Origin of the sequence: Streptomyces sp. CB09001 (assembly GCF_003369795.1) — a bacterium.
In the GTDB taxonomy this organism is placed as follows: Bacteria; Actinomycetota; Actinomycetes; order Streptomycetales; family Streptomycetaceae; genus Streptomyces.
Genome location: NZ_CP026730.1, coordinates 4,752,098 through 4,770,341, shown reverse-complemented (window position 1 = coordinate 4,770,341; position 18,244 = coordinate 4,752,098). Strand labels below are relative to the sequence as shown.

The following is an 18,244-nucleotide window of genomic DNA, read 5'->3' as shown; positions in this document are numbered from 1 at the left end:
CTGGGACGAGGTACGGGGTACGGGTCACGTGTGGTGATGTGCCCTTCGGACCGCGGCCGGCGCGGGAAATGATCGGCGACCGCGTGTGATGCGTGTCACCCGACCTTCAGCGAGGTGAAGCGGGGCCACTGCCGCTCCGGCCCGTCGTTGCGCACACTGAGCGAGAAGCCCCCGGCGCCCTCCGCGACCCGCCACCGGCCCGCGCGGACCGCCGCGCAGCTCTCGCCGTCGACGTTCACCCGCACGTGCCGCGGGGTCACGGAGACGGTGATCCGGTGGGTGGCGGACGGCTTCAGGCGGCAGCTCCGCCGGTCGCCGGTTCCCTCCGGGTCGTCAGTGGTGAGGCTCGCCGTGTGGTGGCCGACGGAGAGCGACACGGGATGTCCGCTGCCCGCCCGCAAGGTGATGCCGGCGCTGTTGGAGGTGCCGTGCAGACCGCCGACGGCGGCGCGCAGACGGTAGTGGGTCCAGTCGGCGGTGGCGATCGGGCGGTAGTCGGCCGAGGCGTACGCGGTGCCGGCCGGGGGACGGCTGTCGCCGGTGAGCATCCCGGGCCCGGCCTGCTCGGTGGCGCCGGTCGTCCGCCAGTGCGCCGGGTGGGACAGCGGCCGGTCGGCGTCCTGGGGCGTCACCGTGGCCCGGCGGGCCAGTTCGCGCAGCAGACCGGCCGCGGTGGTGTCCCGGGTGACCTCGAGGCGCTGCACCTGTCCGGCGGCGGCCGCACGCGGCCCGGCCGGCAGCGGACGCGCCGCGCTGTTGGTGAGCGTGGCCGTGAAACGCTCCCGCAGCATGGAGCGCAGGGCGCCGGCGTCGCGCGCGCCCAGGTTGGACTCGTCGAGGCGTTCCGAGAAGGGGTAGGCGAAGAGCCGCGGGCGGGGCAGGCCGTGCCGCACGAGGTCGCGGATCGACCGGTCGAGGTCCGCCGCGACCCGTCGCCGGTACTCGTCGGAGGTCTCCACGCGCCCCTCGTCCGCGAGCCACAGCCGGTTGGTGAACACCGACCGCTCGTTTCCGGCGGCGTCCACCGCCGCCCGTTCGTGGCTGAGGTGGGTGTGGGCCTGGAAGTCCCAGCGCCCCGACCGGGCCATCCGTTCCACCTCGGGCCAGGACAGGTAGTACGGCCGGTGAGTGCCCACCTGTCCGGTGATCAGGTAGGCGGCCGCCTTCATTCCGTACCCGGCCAGGACCGGGTCGGCGTGCGTCCACAGCCCGTGCGTGCCGTCGTCGAAGGTGAGGTGGACGGTGCGCGGTCCCGGGGAGCGGCCGGTGCGCAGGAAGTCGGTGAACTCCCGGGTGGTCAGCGTGCGGTAGCCGGCGTCGCGCAGGGCGCGCAGCTGGGCGTCGAAATGCTCCGGGGAGACGGTGTAGCGGCTGCGGTCGTCGGGGCCGACGTCGTGGTAGGCGAGGACCACGGGCGCGTTTCCGGCGGGCGCCGCCTCGGCGTCCGCGCCGGGGCCGGATCGGCCGTCTGGGGAGACGGGGGGCGCGGTCTGTTCGGCCACCGCGCTCCGTAGGGCGTCGTACTGCCAGGCGACGGTGAAGGGCAGGGCCACGACGGCCGCCGTGAGCAGTCCGAGGGCGGCCCGCAGCAGGGGGCGCCCTCCCGGCGTCCGACGGGGCCGGTTTCCACTGGAACCGTCGCTTCTCACATCCACCGTCCCCGGGTGACGACGAACACGTAGACCAGGGCGACGGCGGCGCACGTGAGGCCGACGGCGAGTGAGCGGCCCAGTCCGCGCAGCAGGATTCTCATGCGGCACTCCTCGACCAGACGCCGCGGCGCAGCGTGAGCAGGGCGTACGGCAGCAGCCAGGCGAGTACGCAGCAGGACAGCAGGCTCACCCGGGGCCGCGCGGGCAGGGCGGGGAATGCCTCGGCGTGGCGCGGGCGGCTGCGCAGCGGGCGTACGCCGGGCCGTCGTAGCGGCTGTAGGCGAGGTGGAGGAGGCAGACGGTCATACAGGCGCACCGCGCAGAGGCCGGTCCTCCCGACACACGTGCCGCCGCACACGCCAGGGTCCCTTCACTCGGGCGGACGTGTGAAGCGGATCACCGCAATCCCGTTTTGGTTGAAGCTTGAACTTCTTTGCCGTAGTGTCGTCGGCGTCAACGGCCCCCGGCCCCCACACCGCGCGGAGCCGACGCACCCCCGGAGAAAGATCACGCATGTCTCTCGTTCTTGACCCCGCCGCCCAGGACCTGCTGTTCCGCGAGGCCCGCACCGCGAACACCTTCACCGACGAGCCGGTGACCGACGAGCAGGTGCAGGCCATCTACGACCTGGTCAAGTACGGCCCGACCGCCTTCAACCAGTCGCCGCTGCGCATCACGCTGGTCCGCTCCCCCGAGGCCCGCGAGCGCCTGGTCGCCCACATGGCCGAGGGCAACCAGCCCAAGACGGCCACCGCCCCGCTGGTCGCGATCCTGTCCGCCGACAACGAGTTCCACGAGGAACTCCCCGAGCTGTTCCCGCACTTCCCCGCCGCGAAGGACGCGTTCTTCAGCGAGCGCCCGGTCCGCGAGGGCGCGGCCACCCTGAACGCCGCCCTCCAGGCCGCGTACTTCATCGTCGGCGTCCGCGCCGCCGGTCTGGCCGCCGGACCGATGACCGGCCTCGACTTCGAGGGCGTGCGCAAGGAGTTCCTGGACGACGACCACACTCCGCTGATGGTCGTGAACATCGGCCGTCCGGGCCCGGACGCCTGGTTCCCGCGCTCCCCGCGGCTGGCCTACGACCAGGTCGTCACCACGGTCTGAGGCGCGCGGCACCGCACGCATGACGAAGCCCCCGGCGAGCTGCCGGGGGCTTCGTCGTGCTGTGCGGACCGGGCCGTGCGGCCGGTGACCCGTGGCGGTGACCCGTGACCCGTGACCCGTGGCCGGTGGCCGGTCAGGCCAGTTTCAGGGCCGCCGCCATCTTGCCGAGCTGTTCGAACGATCCGGTGCCGGCCACGACCGTCGTCGCGCCCTTCATGTCGCCGGTGCCGTCCAGCACCAGCGCGTCGTACCGGCCGCCCGTGTACCGCGTCCAGGTCCGGCCGCCGATCTCCTCGGTCCGCTCGGTCACCTGCCCGCCCTGGCTGGCGTCGTGGATGAACGTGGCCGGCTTCTTCGTGGACTGCTCGACCGCCACGTACTCGCCGTCCGGGGCCCGGAACCCCAGGTGCCAGGCGTCGGAGTCGTCGCCCCGGAAGCGCACGGAGGTCGGCTTCCAGTCCTCGGACAGCCCCTCGGGCGCCGCCACCGGGTACGACGCGGCGCGCTGCGCGGTCAGCAGTTCGACCCGGTAGTCGACCCGCTTGACGTCCGGTTCGCCGTCGTCGTGCGGGATGAAGATCCAGATCACGCCCGCCGCGAGGACGATGACCCCGAGGGACAGAATCATGTCCCGGGCCGACTTCTGCTTGCCTTTCATACCTGCCACGCCCCCTATCGTCGCAGGTGCCCGCTCCGCTCATACGTGGGGTCCCCTGCTCATTTTGTCGGACTGACGATAGAGTCGTGGCCATACCCTCATCCGGCCGTCGTCGTATCAGAAAGGTGCGTTCCGATGACCGAGCATCATCTCCCGTCCGAGCTGGACGTCCCCTCGGAGGCCCCCGACCGCAACCTCGCCATGGAGCTCGTGCGGGTCACCGAGGCCGCGGCGATGGCCGCGGGCCGCTGGGTCGGGCGCGGTGACAAGAACGGCGCCGACGGTGCCGCGGTGCGCGCCATGCGGACCCTCGTCCACACCGTCTCGATGAACGGCGTCGTCGTCATCGGCGAGGGCGAGAAGGACGAGGCCCCGATGCTCTTCAACGGGGAGCGGGTCGGCGACGGCACCGGGGCCGAGGTCGACATCGCCGTCGACCCGATCGACGGCACCACGCTGACCGCCAACGGCATGACCAACGCGATCGCGGTGCTGGCCGCGGCCGAGCGCGGCTCCATGTTCGACCCGTCCGCGGTCTTCTACATGGACAAGCTCGTCACGGGTCCCGAGGCCGCCGACTTCGTCGACATCAACGCGCCCGTGGCCGTGAACATCCGCCGGATCGCCAAGGCCAAGCGGCGCACGCCGGAAGACGTCACGGTCGTCATCCTCGACCGGCCGCGGCACCAGGGCCTCATCAAGGAGGTCCGGGAGACCGGCGCCCGGATCAAGCTGATCTCCGACGGCGACGTGGCCGGCTCCATCCTGGCCCTGCGCGAGGGCACCGGCATCGACCTGCTGCTCGGCATCGGTGGCACGCCGGAGGGCATCATCTCGGCCTGCGCCGTGAAGTGCCTGGGCGGCACCATCCAGGGCAAGCTGTGGCCCAAGGACGACGAGGAGCGGCAGCGCGCGGTGGACGCCGGGCACGACCTGGACCGGGTGCTGACCACCGACGACCTGGTCTCCGGGGACAACGTCTTCTTCGTCGCGACCGGTATCACGGACGGCGAGCTGCTGCGCGGGGTGCGGTACCGCTCGGAGACGGCGACGACCGACTCGATCGTGATGCGGTCCAAGTCGGGGACGGTGCGGCGGATCGACTCCGAGCACCGGCTGAGCAAGCTGCGGGCGTACAGCGCGGTGGATTTCGACCGGGCGAAGTGACTCCGTCGGTTTCGCGGGGCGCCCATTGAGTCGGGGGTGCCTGTCGTGGGGCGGGTGCGGCGCCGTCGTGGCTGGTCGCGCAGTTCCCCGCGCCCCTTGGGCCGGCTGCGGCCCCCGGCACCGGGAGGCGCCGTCGGTCGCGTCCACGAGGCGCAGCCGCAGAAAGGGCACCCTCTGTGCGGAGAGGGTGCCCTTCTGCGTGTCCGGGTTCTAACCGGCCGCCGCTATGCGGCCCGTCGTGCGGGCGGCGTTCTTGAGTTCCACGTCGCGGCGGCGGCGCCGGGCGAGGACCACGCGGCGCTCGGCGGCCGTGAGGCCGCCCCAGACGCCGTAGGGCTCGGGCTGCAACAGGGCGTGCTCGCGGCACTCGACCATGACCGGACAGCGCGCGCAGACGCGCTTGGCGGCCTCTTCGCGGGAGAGCCGGGCGGCGGTCGGTTCCTTGGAGGGGGCGAAGAACAGTCCGGCCTCGTCGCGCCGGCACACCGCCTCGGTGTGCCAGGGAGCGTCTTGGTCCCTGTCCCGCACGGGCACCCGCTGGGCCGGAACGGCAGCTACCTGCAGGGACGAATGCGGCGGTTGCAGCACGGGTCTACTCCTGACGACGGCTTCGCTAGCGAGAGACGATGCGTCAAGGCTTACCCGTTGTACGCGCGCCTATGCACTGGGTTCCCAACCGCTGCCGGTGCCGCGCTACAGGTGCTTGCGCAAACCCTTCTCGACCCGCCGGTGCACCCGGTCGAGGATGTCGGCGACGACCTTGCCGCGCTTGGGGCGGGCCTCCACGCTGCCCAGTACGGCCCAGCCGTCTATGTAGATGACGGGAGCCTCGGCCTCGCTGGAGTCGAGGGTGTGGACCTCGAAGCTGCCCAGCACGCTGCCGCCCGCGCCGCGCACCGACACGTTCTCCGGGACGCGCACCTCGACGCTGCCGAAGACGGAGAACGCCTTGATGACCACCTGCTGGTACTCGAAGACCGCCTCGCTGAGGTCGATCTCGACGCTGCCGAAGACCGCGTAGGCGTGGATGCGGCGGTTCGCGCGCCAGCGGCCCTTGCGCACGGCGCTGCTGAAGACCGCCACCACGTTCTCGTCGGGTTCCGTCGGGATGGCGCCGGCGGTGGGGTGGTGCGGGGCCGGGGCGGTGGTGTCCCGGCCGCGATGGGCGGCGGGCAGGTCCCGCACGAAGACGTCCAGCTCGCCGACGGTCTTGGCGGCCAGCACGCCCTCGACGCGCTCGGCGTGCTCGTCGGCGGTGAGCCGTCCCTCGGCGAGGGCCTCGCGCAGCATGTCGGCGACGCGGTCGCGGTCGGCGTCCGAGGCGCGCAGCTCGGAGGTGCGCGGGGCGGCTGGGGCGTGCTTCTGGAGGTCCACGTCAGTAGCGTACCGAAACGCGATAGATCGCGACTAGCCCTGTGGACAACCTTGTCTCGGACCGGGGCCGGGGCCGGTCCCGGGGCCGGAGCCCACTGAGCCTTACCTCACAAGCTCGGCGCCGTCGGCAGGTTTTAGGCTGGTTGGCGCTGCCAACGGAGGCCAGCCGTCGTTGCTGAGGAATCCAGCCGCGCGTGATGTCGAGTGAGGAATGGGCGAGATGCCTGAGTTCGCGTACACCGATCTGCTCCCCCAGGGCGAGGACACCACTCCGTACCGGCTGGTGACCGCCGAGGGTGTCTCCACCTTCGAGGCCGACGGGCGGACGTTCCTCAAGGTGGAGTCGGAGGCCCTGCGCAAGCTGGCAGAGGAGGCCGTTCACGACATCCAGCACTACCTGCGCCCGGCCCACCTGGCGCAGCTGCGCCGCATCATCGACGACCCGGAGGCGTCCGGCAACGACAAGTTCGTCGCCCTGGACCTGCTGAAGAACGCGAACATCGCGGCGGCGGGCGTGCTGCCGATGTGCCAGGACACCGGCACGGCGATCGTCATGGGCAAGCGGGGCCAGAACGTGCTCACCGCGGGCGGCGACGAGGAGGCCCTGAGCCGGGGCATCTACGACGCGTACAAGAACCTGAACCTGCGTTACTCGCAGATGGCTCCGCTCACCATGTGGGAGGAGAAGAACACCGGCTCCAACCTCCCGGCCCAGATCGAGCTGTACGCGACCGACGGCGGCGCCTACAAGTTCCTGTTCATGGCGAAGGGCGGCGGCTCGGCCAACAAGTCGTTCCTCTACCAGGAGACGAAGGCCGTCCTGAACGAGTCCTCCATGATGAAGTTCCTGGAGGAGAAGATCCGCTCGCTCGGCACGGCCGCCTGCCCGCCGTACCACCTGGCGATCGTCGTCGGCGGCACGTCGGCCGAGTACGCGCTGAAGACCGCGAAGTACGCCTCCGCGCACTACCTGGACGAGATCCCGGCCGAAGGCTCGGAGCTCGGGCACGGCTTCCGGGACAAGGAGCTGGAGGAGAAGGTCTTCGAGCTGACGCAGAGGATCGGCATCGGCGCGCAGTTCGGCGGCAAGTACTTCTGCCACGACGTCCGCGTGGTGCGGCTGCCGCGGCACGGGGCGTCCTGCCCGGTCGCCATCGCGGTGTCCTGCTCGGCCGACCGGCAGGCGGTCGCGAAGATCACCGCCGAGGGCGTGTTCCTGGAGCAGCTGGAGACCGACCCGGCCCGGTTCCTGCCGGAGACGACGGACGAGCACCTCGACGCCGACGGTGACGTCGTGAAGATCGACCTCAACCGGCCGATGGACGACATCCTCGCCGAGCTGACCAAGCACCCGGTCAAGACCCGCCTGTCGCTCACCGGCCCGCTGGTGGTGGCCCGCGACATCGCGCACGCCAAGATCAAGGAGCGGCTGGACGCGGGCGAGGAGATGCCGCAGTACCTGAAGGACCACCCGGTGTACTACGCGGGTCCGGCCAAGACGCCCCAGGGGTACGCCTCCGGCTCCTTCGGCCCGACCACGGCCGGGCGCATGGACTCCTACGTGGAGCAGTTCCAGGCGGCGGGCGGCTCCAAGGTGATGCTGGCCAAGGGCAACCGGAGCAAGCAGGTCACCGCCGCGTGCGACGCGCACGGCGGCTTCTACCTGGGCTCGATCGGCGGGCCCGCGGCGCGGCTCGCGCAGGACTGCATCAAGAAGGTCGAGGTCGTCGAGTACGAGGAGCTCGGCATGGAGGCGGTCTGGAAGATCGAGGTCGAGGACTTCCCGGCGTTCGTCGTGGTGGACGACAAGGGCAACGACTTCTTCCAGGACCCGGCGCCCGCGCCGACGTTCACGACGATTCCGGTACGGGGGCCGGGCCTGGCGTAACCCGCCTCGCTCCTCCGCTCGCTCGGCGAAAGGCCGGTCCGGACCCGTCCGGGCCGGCCTTTGGCCTCTCCCCTCATGTCCGGATAACGGACATGTGGTTCATCTTTCGGACAACCTGCCGTTCCGGGCGTCCGTTCCATTGACTGCCCCGGCTCGCACTGTGAGTCTTTCGCCGCTCCGACATGGACATGCCATGCGTACCTGCCCTGCGTGGCCACCCCTCAGCCACTTCTGGAGGACCAAGGTGAAACGAAGATTCGCCGTGGCGAGCCTGTCCCTCGCCGTCGTGCTCGGTCTCGGCACACTCCCCGCCGTCGCCGCCGGCTCCGCGCCCACCGCCCAGTCGCCCGACGTCGACGTGACGAAGGTGAAGGCGCACCTGACCGAACTGCACTCCATAGCCGGACGCAACGGCGGCACCCGCCACTCGGCCGGCCAGGGGTACCGCGACTCCGTCGCCTACGTGAAGGGCAAGCTGCAGGCGGCCGGTTACACCGTCACCGAGCAGCCGTGCTCCTCCGGTTGCAGCAGCGGCGCCGGCCCCAACCTGATCGCCGAGTGGCCGCACGGCGACGCAGGCAATGTGTACATGTTCGGCGCCCACCTCGACAGCGTCTCGGCGGGCCCCGGAATGAACGACAACGGATCGGGCTCGGCCGCCCTCCTGGAGAACGCCCTGACCCTGGCGCGGCAGAACCCGACGATGAAGGCCCGGGTCCGCTTCGCCTGGTGGACCGACGAGGAACAGGGCCTCAACGGCTCCGACTTCTACGTCCGCTCGCTCTCCTCGGCGCAGCGGTCCGCCATCGCGGCGTACTACAACTTCGACATGGTCGCCTCCACCAACGGCGGCTACTTCGTCAACCACGTCACCTCGGCCGCCGCCGCGCCGATGAAGGCGTACTGGGACTCGCTGGGCCTGCAGCCCGAGGAGAACACCGAGGGCGCCGGGCGCAGCGACGACTACTCCTTCGAGCAGTACGGCATCCCGACCTCCGGCTACGCGATGGGCGCCGGTGCCCGCAAGACCTCCGCACAGGCCGCCAAGTGGGGCGGCACCGCCGGCTCCTCGTACGACCCTTGCTACCACCGGTCGTGCGACAACCTGGACAACATCAACACCACCGGCCTGGACCGGGCGTCGGACGGCATCGCGTACACCATCTGGCAGCGCGCCGTGGGCACCGGCGACGACGGGGGCGGCGGTTGCGACACCGACCCCGTCGCCAACGGCGGTTTCGAGAGCGGCAGCTCGCCGTGGACCGGGGACACCGGCACCATCGGCGCCCACTCGGGCCAGTCGGCGCACACCGGGACCCGCTTCTCCTGGCTGGCCGGCTACGGTTCCACGCACACCGAGTCGGTCGGCCAGACGGTGACCGTGCCGACCGGATGCACCCGGCTGACGTACTGGCTGCACATCGACACCGACGAGTCGGGGACGACGGCGTACGACACCTTCAAGGTGAAGGCCGACGGCACCACGCTCGCCACCCTGTCCAACGCGGACGCCCGCGACGGCTACGTGCAGCGCACGGTCGACCTCGGCGCCCACGCCGGCCGGCAGGTGGCCCTGAGCTTCACCGGCAGCGAGGACGGCAGCCTGCAGACGAGCTTCGTCCTGGACGACGTGAGCCTGCTGGCGGGCTGACCCGCCGGGCGGGTGCCGGATCACGGCGTCACCCGGCACCCGTTCGGCCCGGCCCCGGAACATCCGCGTCGCCCCGCACGCTGTACCCGGTATGAGCGAATACCGCATCGAGCACGACTCCATGGGCGAGGTCCGCGTCCCCGCGGACGCCAAGTGGCGCGCCCAGACACAGCGCGCCGTCGAGAACTTCCCCGTCTCCGGGCAGCGCATCGAGCGCGCGCACATCGAGGCGCTCGCGCGGATCAAGGGCGCGGCGGCGAAGGTCAACGCCGAGCTGGGCGTGCTCGACCGGGATGTCGCCGACGCGATCCGGGAGGCGGCCGCCGAGGTCGCCGAGGGGAAGTGGGACGAGCACTTCCCCGTCGACGTGTTCCAGACCGGGTCCGGGACCTCGTCCAACATGAACACCAACGAGGTCGTCGCCACCCTGGCGAGTGAACGGCTCGGCCGCGACGTGCATCCCAACGACCACGTCAACGCCTCCCAGTCGTCCAACGACGTCTTCCCGTCCTCGATCCACATCGCCGCCACCGCCGCCGTCACCCGCGACCTGGTCCCGGCCCTGGACCACCTCGCCGGCGCCCTGGAGCGCAAGGCGGTGGAGTTCGCCGACGTGGTGAAGTCCGGGCGTACGCACCTCATGGACGCCACACCCGTCACCCTGGGACAGGAGTTCGGCGGCTACGCGGCCCAGGTGCGGTACGGCATCGAGCGGCTTCGGGCGTCGCTCCCCCGCCTCGCCGAGCTGCCGCTGGGCGGCACCGCCGTGGGCACCGGCATCAACACCCCGCCCGGCTTCTCCGCCGCCGTCATCGCGGAGGTGGCCCGCGCGACGGGGCTGCCGCTGACCGAGGCGCGCGACCACTTCGAGGCGCAGGGCGCCCGGGACGGCATCGTCGAGACCAGCGGGCAGCTGCGGACCATCGGCGTCGGACTGACGAAGATCGCCAACGACCTGCGCTGGATGGCGTCCGGGCCGCGCACCGGACTCGCGGAGATCTCGCTGCCCGACCTCCAGCCCGGCTCGTCCATCATGCCCGGCAAGGTCAACCCGGTGATCCCCGAGGCGGTCCTCATGGTCGCCGCCCAGGTCACGGGCAACGACGCGACGGTCGCCGCGGCGGGCGCGGCGGGCAACTTCGAGCTGAACGTCATGCTGCCGGTCATCGCCAAGAACGTACTGGAGTCGGTACGGCTGCTCGCCAACGTCTCCCGGCTGCTCGCCGACCGCACCGTGGACGGGATCGTGGCGCACCCCGAGCGGGCCCGCGAGTACGCCGAGTCCTCGCCGTCCGTGGTCACGCCGCTGAACAAGTACATCGGGTACGAGGAGGCCGCCAAGGTCGCCAAGAAGGCGCTGGCCGAGCGGAGGACGATCCGCCAGGTCGTGCTGGAGGGCGGGTACGTGGAACGCGGCGACCTCACGAAGGAGCAGCTGTACGAGGCCCTGGACGTGCTGCGGATGACCCGCCCGTGAGAGGTCCCGGCGATCACGGGGGCGTACGCCGGCGCACGCTCTCGCGATCTTCGGCGCGTCGATTGGCCATGGCACCTAATATCTCTCCATGGCAGACGGAGAAGCGGTGAGCGCGGCGGCGGGGGCGGAGGGCCCGCCGGGCCCGGTGGAACACTGGGCGCCCGGCAGCCACATCCTGTGGCGGTACCGGGAGAACGGCGGCCCGCACGTCCACATCGCGCGCCCCGTCACCGTCGTACGGGACGACGCCGACCTGCTCGCCGTGTGGCTGGCGCCCGGCACCGAGTGTGTGAAGCCGGTCCTGGCCGACGGCACGCCCGTACACCTGGAACCGCTGGCCACGCGCTACACCAAGCCGCGCGCCGTGCAGCGCGACCGGTGGTTCGGCACGGGGGTGCTGAAGCTGGCGCGGCCCGGCGAGGCCTGGTCGGTGTGGCTGTTCTGGGATCCGGGCTGGCGGTTCAAGAACTGGTACGTGAACCTGGAGCGGCCGCTGACCCGTTGGGAGGGCGGGGTCGACTCGGAGGACCATTTCCTGGACATCTCCGTCCATCCGGACCGCACTTGGCACTGGCGGGACGAGGACGAGTTCGCGCAGGCCCGGCGGGACGGCCTGATGGACCCCGCCTCGGCCGAGCGGGTGCGCCGGGCGGGTCGGTCCGCGGTGGCGGAGATCCGTGCCTGGGGGTCGCCGTTCGCCGACGGCTGGGAGCACTGGCGGCCCGATCCGGCGTGGCCGGTACCGTCGCTGCCGGGGGACTGGGATCGCACGCCCGCGCACGTCTCCTCATGAGACCCTTGATGTGCCCCCCGGCAAGAAACGTAGGATCGTCCTCCGCAATGAGCGCGGCAGCGGCAACCGGCGGAGCGTGCGCTGTGCTTGACCGATCGTCACCGAGGGGCGGCAGGACGTGAGCGAGGGGTACGAGGGCAACACGCGGGCGGGCCGCAGACGGTCCGCCGGTGACACAGGAACAGCCTCTGACCACGCGGGAACCCCGTTCCTTGGGCACGGATTGCGGGTATCGGGATTTCTGCGGGACGAACTGCACGCGCCGCGCGCAGTCCCGGACGGATGGATTCGACACGCGTGACGGAGCACCCGACCTCCTTCGACCGCCCCTCGACGGGCGCCGACCCCACGGATCCCCGCGGGGCGCTCCTGCCTGCCCCCGTGCCGCCGCGCGCCTCCGGGTCGGCGTTACCGGCCCAGGGGCGCACCGGTCAGACACCGCCCGCCGCGGGCGGGGACTCCCCGGGGGCCCTGGAGCACTCCCAGCCGGGCGCCGAGCAGGCGGCGGAGCCCGACACGCACCGTTCCCGGCCCGGGTCCGAGGGCGTCCCCGTACAGCCGGACGGCGGGCAGCCGGGCGGTGAGCCGTCCGGCGCGGCGCCGGGGGTCGCGCCGCCGGACGGCGTGTCCTCGGCCGGCCTGCCCGGCGGCGGGCAGGCCGCTCCGGTGCGGCCGGGGTCCGAGGCGCCGGCCGGCGCCACGGGCCGCCGCGGCGCACCGCCGGAGCCGGACCGGCGTACCGGGCAGCTCACCGCGCCCGGGCAGCCCACGCCCATGCGGCGGGACGGGGACCGGCTGCGCTTCGTGGGCGCCGCGACCCGGCGGATCGCCCGGGGCATGGACCTGGACGAGATCGTGATGGGGCTGTGCCGGGCCACCGTGCCCACGTTCTCGGACGCCATCCTCGTCTATCTGCGCGAGCCGCTGCCGGTCGGCGACGAGCGGCCCACCGGCCCGCTGGTACTGCGGCTGCGGCGCACCGACCGCATACCGGCCGAGCGGGACACCGAGGGCGGCTTCGCCCCCGTGCCCCAGCCCGAACCCACCGAGCTGGAGACGGTCGGCGCCGAGCTGTGCGAGGTACGGCCGGGCAGCGCGCTGGCCGAGGTGCTGCGCGGGGTGCGCCCGGTCTTCACGGACACCCCGGCCGCCCGCGCCGCGCTGCCCGAACTGCTGGGCGAGGACCTCGACTTCGCCCTGCCCGACGGCCGCAGGGCGATCCTCGCGCCGCTGCGCGGCCGACGCCGGGTGATCGGCGCCGCGCTGTTCCTGCGCGGTCCGGAGCGCATCCCCTTCGAGGCCGACGACCTGCTGGTGGCCGCGCAGCTCGCCACGCACAGCGCGCTGGGCATCGACAAGGCGGTGCTGTACGGGCGGGAGGCGTACATCGCCGACGAGCTGCAGCGCACGATGCTCCCGGAGAACCTGCCGCGCTGCACCGGCGTACGGCTGGCCTCCCGCTACCTCCCGGCCGCCGAGACCGCGCGGGTGGGCGGCGACTGGTACGACGCCATCCCGCTGCCGGGCAGCCGGGTCGCGCTGGTCGTCGGGGACGTGATGGGCCACTCCATGACGTCGGCGGCCATCATGGGCCAGCTGCGGACCACGGCGCAGACCCTGGCCGGGCTCGACCTGCCGCCGCAGGAGGTGCTGCACCACCTGGACGAGCAGGCGCAACGGCTGGGCACCGACCGGATGGCGACCTGCCTGTACGCGGTGTACGACCCGGTCTCGCACCGCATCACCGTCGCCAACGCCGGCCACCCGCCGCCGGTGCTGCTGCACATGGACGGCCACGCCGAGGTGCTGCGGGTGCCGGCCGGCGCCCCGATCGGGGTGGGCGGTGTGGACTTCGAGGCGGTGGAGCTGGACGCCCCGGCCGGTGCGACCCTGCTCCTCTACACCGACGGGCTGGTCGAGTCCCGGCTGCGGGACGTGTGGACCGGCATAGAGCAGCTGCGGGAGCGGCTGGCGGCGACCGCGCAGCTCACCGGTCCCGACCATCCGCCGCCCCTGGAAGCCCTCTGCGACGAGGTGCTGGACATGCTCGGCCCGGGCGACCGGGACGACGACATCGCGCTGCTCGCCGCCCGCTTCGACGGCATCGCGCCCAGCGACGTGGCGTACTGGTTCCTGGAGCCGGAGGACGCGGCACCCGGCAAGGCCCGGCGCCTGGCCCGGCGCGCTCTCGCCCGCTGGGGCATGGAGGACCTGACGGACGCCGTGGAGCTGCTCGTCAGCGAGGTGGTGACCAACGCGGTGCGGTACGCCTCCAAGCCGGTCACGCTGCGGCTGCTGCGCACGGACGTGCTGCGCTGCGAGGTCGGCGACGACGTGCCGCAGCTCCCCCGGCTGCGGCAGGCGCGGGCGACCGACGAGGGCGGTCGTGGGCTGTACCTGGTGAACCGGCTGGCCCGGCGCTGGGGCGCGACGCGCCTGAGCACCGGCAAGGTGGTGTGGTTCGAGCTGAACCGCGGCTAGGGGCGACGCCAGAAGCGGCGGCGTGTGAAGGGGCGCCCGGTGAGCACCGGGCGCCCCTTCACGCGTGTCCGCGACTCCTGGCGGTCTACTGCTGCCAGTCCCCGCCGGGGAAGTCCGGGTTCTCCGGCTCGGTGGACGTCCCTCCCGTGGGCGGCAGCTGGGTCGACGGGCTGTTCGACGGCGACTGCGAGGGCGACTCCGGCGGATCCTCGGTCTCCGGCGCCTCGGACGTCGGTTCCTGGGTCTCCGGCGCCTCCGTCTCGGGCGCCTCGCTGGTCTCCTCCCGGCTCGGCGACCGGCTCGGCGACTGGGAGGTGGACGGCGACTTGGTGGGCTGCACCGCGGCGCCCTGCTTGGTCTCCAGGTCGAACTCGGTGACCTCGTCCATCACGCCGAAGGTGTACGCGGCCCAGATCTCCGCCGGCGGGCCACCGCCGTTGACGCGGTAGTCGACCCCGGCCGCCTTGTACATCGGGACCTGCGCGTGCGGCGGCTTGTCGTCCTCGCCGAACAGGCCGACGGAGGTGACGAGGCCGGGGGTGAAGCCGGTGAACCAGGCGGACTTGTTGTTGTCGGACGTACCGGTCTTGCCGGCCACCTTCTGCCCGTCGCGCAGCGGGTTCTCCCGCACGGAGGTCTTGGCCGTACCGTCGTTGACCACGCCGGTGAGTACCGAGGTCACCGTGTCGGCGGCCTCCCGGCTGATGATCTGCTCGCCGATGGGGTCGGGCATCTCGATCGTGCGGTCCTTGTGCTCGACCGACTTCACGATCGCCGGGGTGACCTTCTTGCCGTGGTTGTCGAAGGTGGCGTAGACGCCTGCCATCTCCAGCGGGCTGGCGCCCATACTGCCCAGGGTCTGCGCGGGCACGGCCTGCTCGCCCTCGGTGTCCATGCCCAGGTCGGCGGCGACCTTCATGACCTCGGGCATGCCGACGTCGATGCCCATCTGCGCGAAGACGGAGTTGACGGACTTGTTCATCGCCTCCTGGACGTCGATCTCGCCGTAGTCGTGGTCGTCCTCGTTGGGCGGTGCGAAGCCGACCTCCTTGTCGCCGTCCATCACGGGGCGCTCGCTGTCGCCGTCGTAGCGGGTGCTGGCCGTGATCGGCACGCCGTCCTGGGTCTCGGCGTCGTGGTCGACGGCGGCGGCGAGGATGACCGGCTTGAAGGTGGAGGCGGGCTGGTAGTCGTCGCGGGTGGCGTTGTTGGTGAAGTGCTTCAGGTAGTTCACGCCGCCGTACATCGCGACGACGGAGCCCGTCTTCGGGTCGACGGAGACGGCTCCGGCCTGGACGTCGGCGTCGACCTTGCGCTTGTCGGGGTCCAGCTTGCCGGTGAGCTGCTTCTTGACCGCCTCCTCCAGCGCGGTCTGCTTCTTCTTGTCGATGTTGAGGGTGACGGTGTAGCCGCCGAGGTCCACCAGGGCCTTGGCCTGCTCCATGTCCTCGGCGGCGCCCTGGGCGACGAGCTGCTTCTTGAGCGCGAAGTCGGCCGCGTCCACCAGGTAGCCGACCTGGCCCTCCTTGCCGGCGGCGGCCTTGGGCTCCTTGGGCTCCGGGAACTTCATGCTCTGCCGGTCGCCCGCGCTCAGCCACTCCTGCCCGACCATGTTGTCCAGGACGTAGTTCCAGCGCTGCTGCACGAGCTTCTTGCCGGTCTCGCTCGCGATCGCCCAGTCGTACTGGTTCGGCGCCTGGAGCAGCGCGGAGAGGTACGCGCCCTGTTCGACCGTCAGGTCCTCGGCGTCGACGCGGTAGTAGGCCTGTGCGGCGGCCTGGATGCCGTAGGCGCCCCGGCCGTAGTAGCTGGTGTTGATGTAGCCGGCGAGGATGTAGTCCTTGGACTTCTCCCGGTCCAGCTTGAGGGAGATGACCAGTTCCTTCAGCTTGCGCGAGACCGTCTGGTCCTGGGTCAGGTAGTAGTTCTTGACGTACTGCTGGGTGATCGTCGAACCGCCCTGCGCGCCCTTGCCGGAGAGGGTGTTGAACACGCCGCGCGCGGTGCCCTTGAGGTCGACGCCCGCGTCCTTGTAGAAGGTCTTGTTCTCGGCGGCGACGAAGGTGCGCTGGACGTCCTTGGGGATCTTGGCGAGGTCGACGATCTCGCGGTTGCGGTCCCCGGTGCGGGCCATGACGCTGCCGTCGCTGTACTTGTAGACGTTGCTCTGCAGCTCGGCCTCGGGGTTGCCCTCGGGGATGTCGATCATCATGTACAGCACGATGAAGGCGCCCATGCCGAGCAGGCAGAGGCCGAAGAACGTGCCGAGGATCTTCTTCCAGGTGAACAGCCGGCGTATCCGGCCCTTCCCGCCCGCGGCCGCGCCCGCGCCCGACGAACGGCGGCGTTTCGGCGCCGCGCGGCGTCCACCGCGCTGTCGCGCTTTTCTCTCTTCCGCTCGTCCCATGGGTCCGATCCGCTCCGCTTCGGTCATCTGTGGGCACGTCTCGCTCACGCGTCGCACAGGTTCGTCGCTCAGGTCAGCTCAGAAAGCTAACACCGGGAGATGTGACAAACGGCAACCGATCCAGCCTTGTACGGACGTGAGAATCAGCACCCGTTCCACAGGAACCGACGTACGAGAGGGGCGCAGGGTTGTCATTTGCAGGTAAAGTGATATCACTTTGCCAGCAAAGAGAGAACGGGGGACCACCCATGTCCACGCACGATGCCCCACAGGTCACCGCGGATGTGCCCGAGATGCCGGCGCCGCGGGTGCGGGAGAATCAGGCACACAGCATCGGCGGCGGCCTCGCGCTGCTGCTCGGCCTGGTCGGGCTGCTCGTCGGCGCCGGCCTGATCGTCACCGCGACCGCGGCCGCCTCCACCGGCGCCAAGGCGGTGCTGATCATCGCGGGCATCCTGATCGCCGTCGCCGCCTTCCTCGCGATGTGCGGCCTGAACATGGTGGCGCCGGGTGAGGCCCGCGTGGTGCAGCTCTTCGGACGGTACCGGGGCACCATCCGCCAGGACGGCCTGCGCTGGGTCAACCCCTTCACCTCCCGCACCAAGATCTCGACGCGGGTGCGCAACCACGAGACGGCCGTCCTGAAGGTCAACGACGCGTACGGCAACCCCATCGAGCTGGCGGCGGTCGTGGTGTGGCGGGTGGAGGACACCGCGCAGGCCACCTTCGAGGTGGACGACTACATCGAGTTCGTCTCCACCCAGACCGAGGCGGCCGTGCGGCACATCGCCATCGAATACCCCTACGACGCCCACGACGAGGACGGCCTCTCGCTGCGCGGCAACGCCGAGGAGATCACCGAGAAGCTCGCCGTCGAGCTGCACGCGCGCGTGGAGGCGGCCGGCGTGCAGATCATCGAGTCCCGCTTCACGCACCTCGCGTACGCGCCGGAGATCGCCTCGGCCATGCTCCAGCGGCAGCAGGCCGGTGCGGTGGTCGCCGCGCGTCGGCAGATCGTGGACGGCGCGGTCGGCATGGTCGAGGCGGCGCTCGCCCGGATCAGCGAGCAGGGCATCGTGGAGATGGACGACGAACGCAAGGCGGCGATGGTGTCCAACCTGATGGTCGTGCTCTGCGGGGACCGCGCCGCCCAGCCGGTCCTGAACACGGGGACGCTCTACCAGTGACGAACCCGCCCGAGGATTCCGGGCCCGAGGGCCCGGCACCGAAGCGCCGGCCGCGGCAGCGCAAGCAGGTGCTGCTGCGGCTCGACCCGCAGGTGTACGAGGCGCTGGCCCGCTGGGCGGGCGACGAGCTGCGCTCGGCCAACGCCCAGATCGAGTTCCTGCTCCGCAGGGCGCTGACGGAGGCCGGGCGGCTGCCCCGTGACACCGGGCCGTTGCCGCGCCGCGGCCGCCCGCCGGGGGGCGGCGGGCCGGGGGCCGCGCCCCCGCCGTGACCGACCCTCGCCGGCCGCACCACCGCAGCGATGCGGAGGTGCGGCCCCCCGTCGTAGCGGAACCGTGACAATCGGCTCCGACCTGCGGCCCCGTCGCCCTCGTGAACCGGGCGCCACGATCTCTGCACGGTGC

At 71.6% G+C, this 18,244-nt stretch carries 14 protein-coding genes; 9 read left to right on the top strand and 5 right to left on the bottom strand.

What is annotated here, in order from left to right:
* Positions 1–95 precede the first annotated feature (95 nt).
* A complete protein-coding gene (locus C4J65_RS37090) occupies positions 96–1,649 on the bottom strand; it encodes a polysaccharide deacetylase family protein (protein WP_115743997.1) in 1,554 nt (517 codons plus the stop codon).
* Between the two features lie 516 nt (positions 1,650–2,165).
* Here C4J65_RS37090 and C4J65_RS22365 point away from each other — a divergent pair.
* Positions 2,166–2,756, top strand: coding sequence for a malonic semialdehyde reductase (locus C4J65_RS22365; protein ID WP_115743994.1), 591 nt, complete (start codon positions 2,166–2,168; stop codon positions 2,754–2,756).
* Between the two features lie 133 nt (positions 2,757–2,889).
* Here C4J65_RS22365 and C4J65_RS22360 read toward each other — a convergent pair whose 3' ends face one another.
* Positions 2,890–3,414, bottom strand: a complete 525-nt coding sequence (locus C4J65_RS22360) for a DUF4245 domain-containing protein (protein WP_115743993.1) — start codon at positions 3,412–3,414, stop codon at positions 2,890–2,892.
* 135 nt (positions 3,415–3,549) lie between these two features.
* On the opposite strand from C4J65_RS22360, the gene glpX reads away from it, so the two are divergent.
* Complete coding sequence (gene glpX / locus C4J65_RS22355; protein ID WP_087807460.1) at positions 3,550–4,581, top strand: class II fructose-bisphosphatase; 1,032 nt, start codon at positions 3,550–3,552, stop codon at positions 4,579–4,581.
* A 210-nt stretch (positions 4,582–4,791) separates the two neighbouring features.
* Here the strand turns inward: glpX and C4J65_RS22350 are convergent, their stop codons facing one another.
* A complete protein-coding gene (locus tag C4J65_RS22350; protein WP_003973931.1) occupies positions 4,792–5,169 on the bottom strand; it encodes a WhiB family transcriptional regulator in 378 nt (125 codons plus the stop codon).
* A 105-nt stretch (positions 5,170–5,274) separates the two neighbouring features.
* Positions 5,275–5,955, bottom strand: a complete 681-nt coding sequence (locus C4J65_RS22345; protein ID WP_115743992.1) for a DUF1707 domain-containing protein — start codon at positions 5,953–5,955, stop codon at positions 5,275–5,277.
* 220 nt (positions 5,956–6,175) lie between these two features.
* On the opposite strand from C4J65_RS22345, the gene C4J65_RS22340 reads away from it, so the two are divergent.
* The 5 genes from C4J65_RS22340 to C4J65_RS22320 all read left to right on the top strand — a co-directional run bounded on the left by C4J65_RS22340 (position 6,176) and on the right by C4J65_RS22320 (position 14,245).
* The gene (locus C4J65_RS22340; RefSeq protein ID WP_162833289.1) at positions 6,176–7,843 is read left to right on the top strand and encodes a fumarate hydratase; all 1,668 of its coding nucleotides are present in this window, start codon (positions 6,176–6,178) and stop codon (positions 7,841–7,843) included.
* Positions 7,844–8,036: 193 nt separating this feature from the next.
* The gene (locus C4J65_RS22335; protein ID WP_115743990.1) at positions 8,037–9,494 is read left to right on the top strand and encodes a M28 family peptidase; all 1,458 of its coding nucleotides are present in this window, start codon (positions 8,037–8,039) and stop codon (positions 9,492–9,494) included.
* A 91-nt stretch (positions 9,495–9,585) separates the two neighbouring features.
* A complete protein-coding gene (locus C4J65_RS22330) occupies positions 9,586–10,971 on the top strand; it encodes a class II fumarate hydratase (RefSeq protein WP_115743989.1) in 1,386 nt (461 codons plus the stop codon).
* Between the two features lie 88 nt (positions 10,972–11,059).
* Positions 11,060–11,764, top strand: a complete 705-nt coding sequence (locus C4J65_RS22325) for a DUF402 domain-containing protein (protein ID WP_115743988.1) — start codon at positions 11,060–11,062, stop codon at positions 11,762–11,764.
* 282 nt (positions 11,765–12,046) lie between these two features.
* On the top strand, positions 12,047–14,245 hold the full coding sequence (locus C4J65_RS22320) for a SpoIIE family protein phosphatase (protein WP_162833288.1): 2,199 nt from the start codon (positions 12,047–12,049) through the stop codon (positions 14,243–14,245).
* Positions 14,246–14,330: 85 nt separating this feature from the next.
* Here the strand turns inward: C4J65_RS22320 and C4J65_RS22315 are convergent, their stop codons facing one another.
* Entirely contained in the window at positions 14,331–16,652 is a 2,322-nt protein-coding gene (locus tag C4J65_RS22315) for a transglycosylase domain-containing protein (protein ID WP_162833287.1), read from the bottom strand.
* Positions 16,653–16,900: 248 nt separating this feature from the next.
* Between C4J65_RS22315 and C4J65_RS22310 the strand changes: the two genes are divergently transcribed.
* Both C4J65_RS22310 and C4J65_RS22305 read left to right on the top strand, forming a co-directional pair.
* Positions 16,901–17,839 carry an SPFH domain-containing protein gene (locus C4J65_RS22310; RefSeq protein WP_115743986.1) on the top strand — a complete coding sequence of 313 codons (939 nt, stop codon included), beginning with the start codon at positions 16,901–16,903 and terminating at the stop codon, positions 17,837–17,839.
* Complete coding sequence (locus C4J65_RS22305; protein WP_115743985.1) at positions 17,836–18,111, top strand: hypothetical protein; 276 nt, start codon at positions 17,836–17,838, stop codon at positions 18,109–18,111. The genes C4J65_RS22310 and C4J65_RS22305 overlap by 4 nt, the downstream gene beginning before the upstream one ends.
* The last annotated feature ends 133 nt before the right edge of the window (positions 18,112–18,244 follow it).

What these genes read in the sequence shown, in the direction of transcription:
- C4J65_RS22335 (WP_115743990.1), top strand. Translation starts at nt 8,037, where the DNA reads ATGCGTACCTGCCCTGCGTGGCCACCCCTCAGCCACTTCTGGAGGACC.
- glpX (WP_087807460.1), top strand. Translation starts at nt 3,550, where the DNA reads ATGACCGAGCATCATCTCCCGTCCGAGCTGGACGTCCCCTCGGAGGCC.
- C4J65_RS22315 (WP_162833287.1), bottom strand. Translation starts at nt 16,652, where the DNA reads ATGGGACGAGCGGAAGAGAGAAAAGCGCGACAGCGCGGTGGACGCCGC.
- C4J65_RS22320 (WP_162833288.1), top strand. Translation starts at nt 12,047, where the DNA reads ATGGATTCGACACGCGTGACGGAGCACCCGACCTCCTTCGACCGCCCC.
- C4J65_RS22325 (WP_115743988.1), top strand. Translation starts at nt 11,060, where the DNA reads ATGGCAGACGGAGAAGCGGTGAGCGCGGCGGCGGGGGCGGAGGGCCCG.
- C4J65_RS22360 (WP_115743993.1), bottom strand. Translation starts at nt 3,414, where the DNA reads ATGAAAGGCAAGCAGAAGTCGGCCCGGGACATGATTCTGTCCCTCGGG.
- C4J65_RS22310 (WP_115743986.1), top strand. Translation starts at nt 16,901, where the DNA reads ATGTCCACGCACGATGCCCCACAGGTCACCGCGGATGTGCCCGAGATG.
- C4J65_RS22330 (WP_115743989.1), top strand. Translation starts at nt 9,586, where the DNA reads ATGAGCGAATACCGCATCGAGCACGACTCCATGGGCGAGGTCCGCGTC.
- C4J65_RS22365 (WP_115743994.1), top strand. Translation starts at nt 2,166, where the DNA reads ATGTCTCTCGTTCTTGACCCCGCCGCCCAGGACCTGCTGTTCCGCGAG.
- C4J65_RS22340 (WP_162833289.1), top strand. Translation starts at nt 6,176, where the DNA reads ATGCCTGAGTTCGCGTACACCGATCTGCTCCCCCAGGGCGAGGACACC.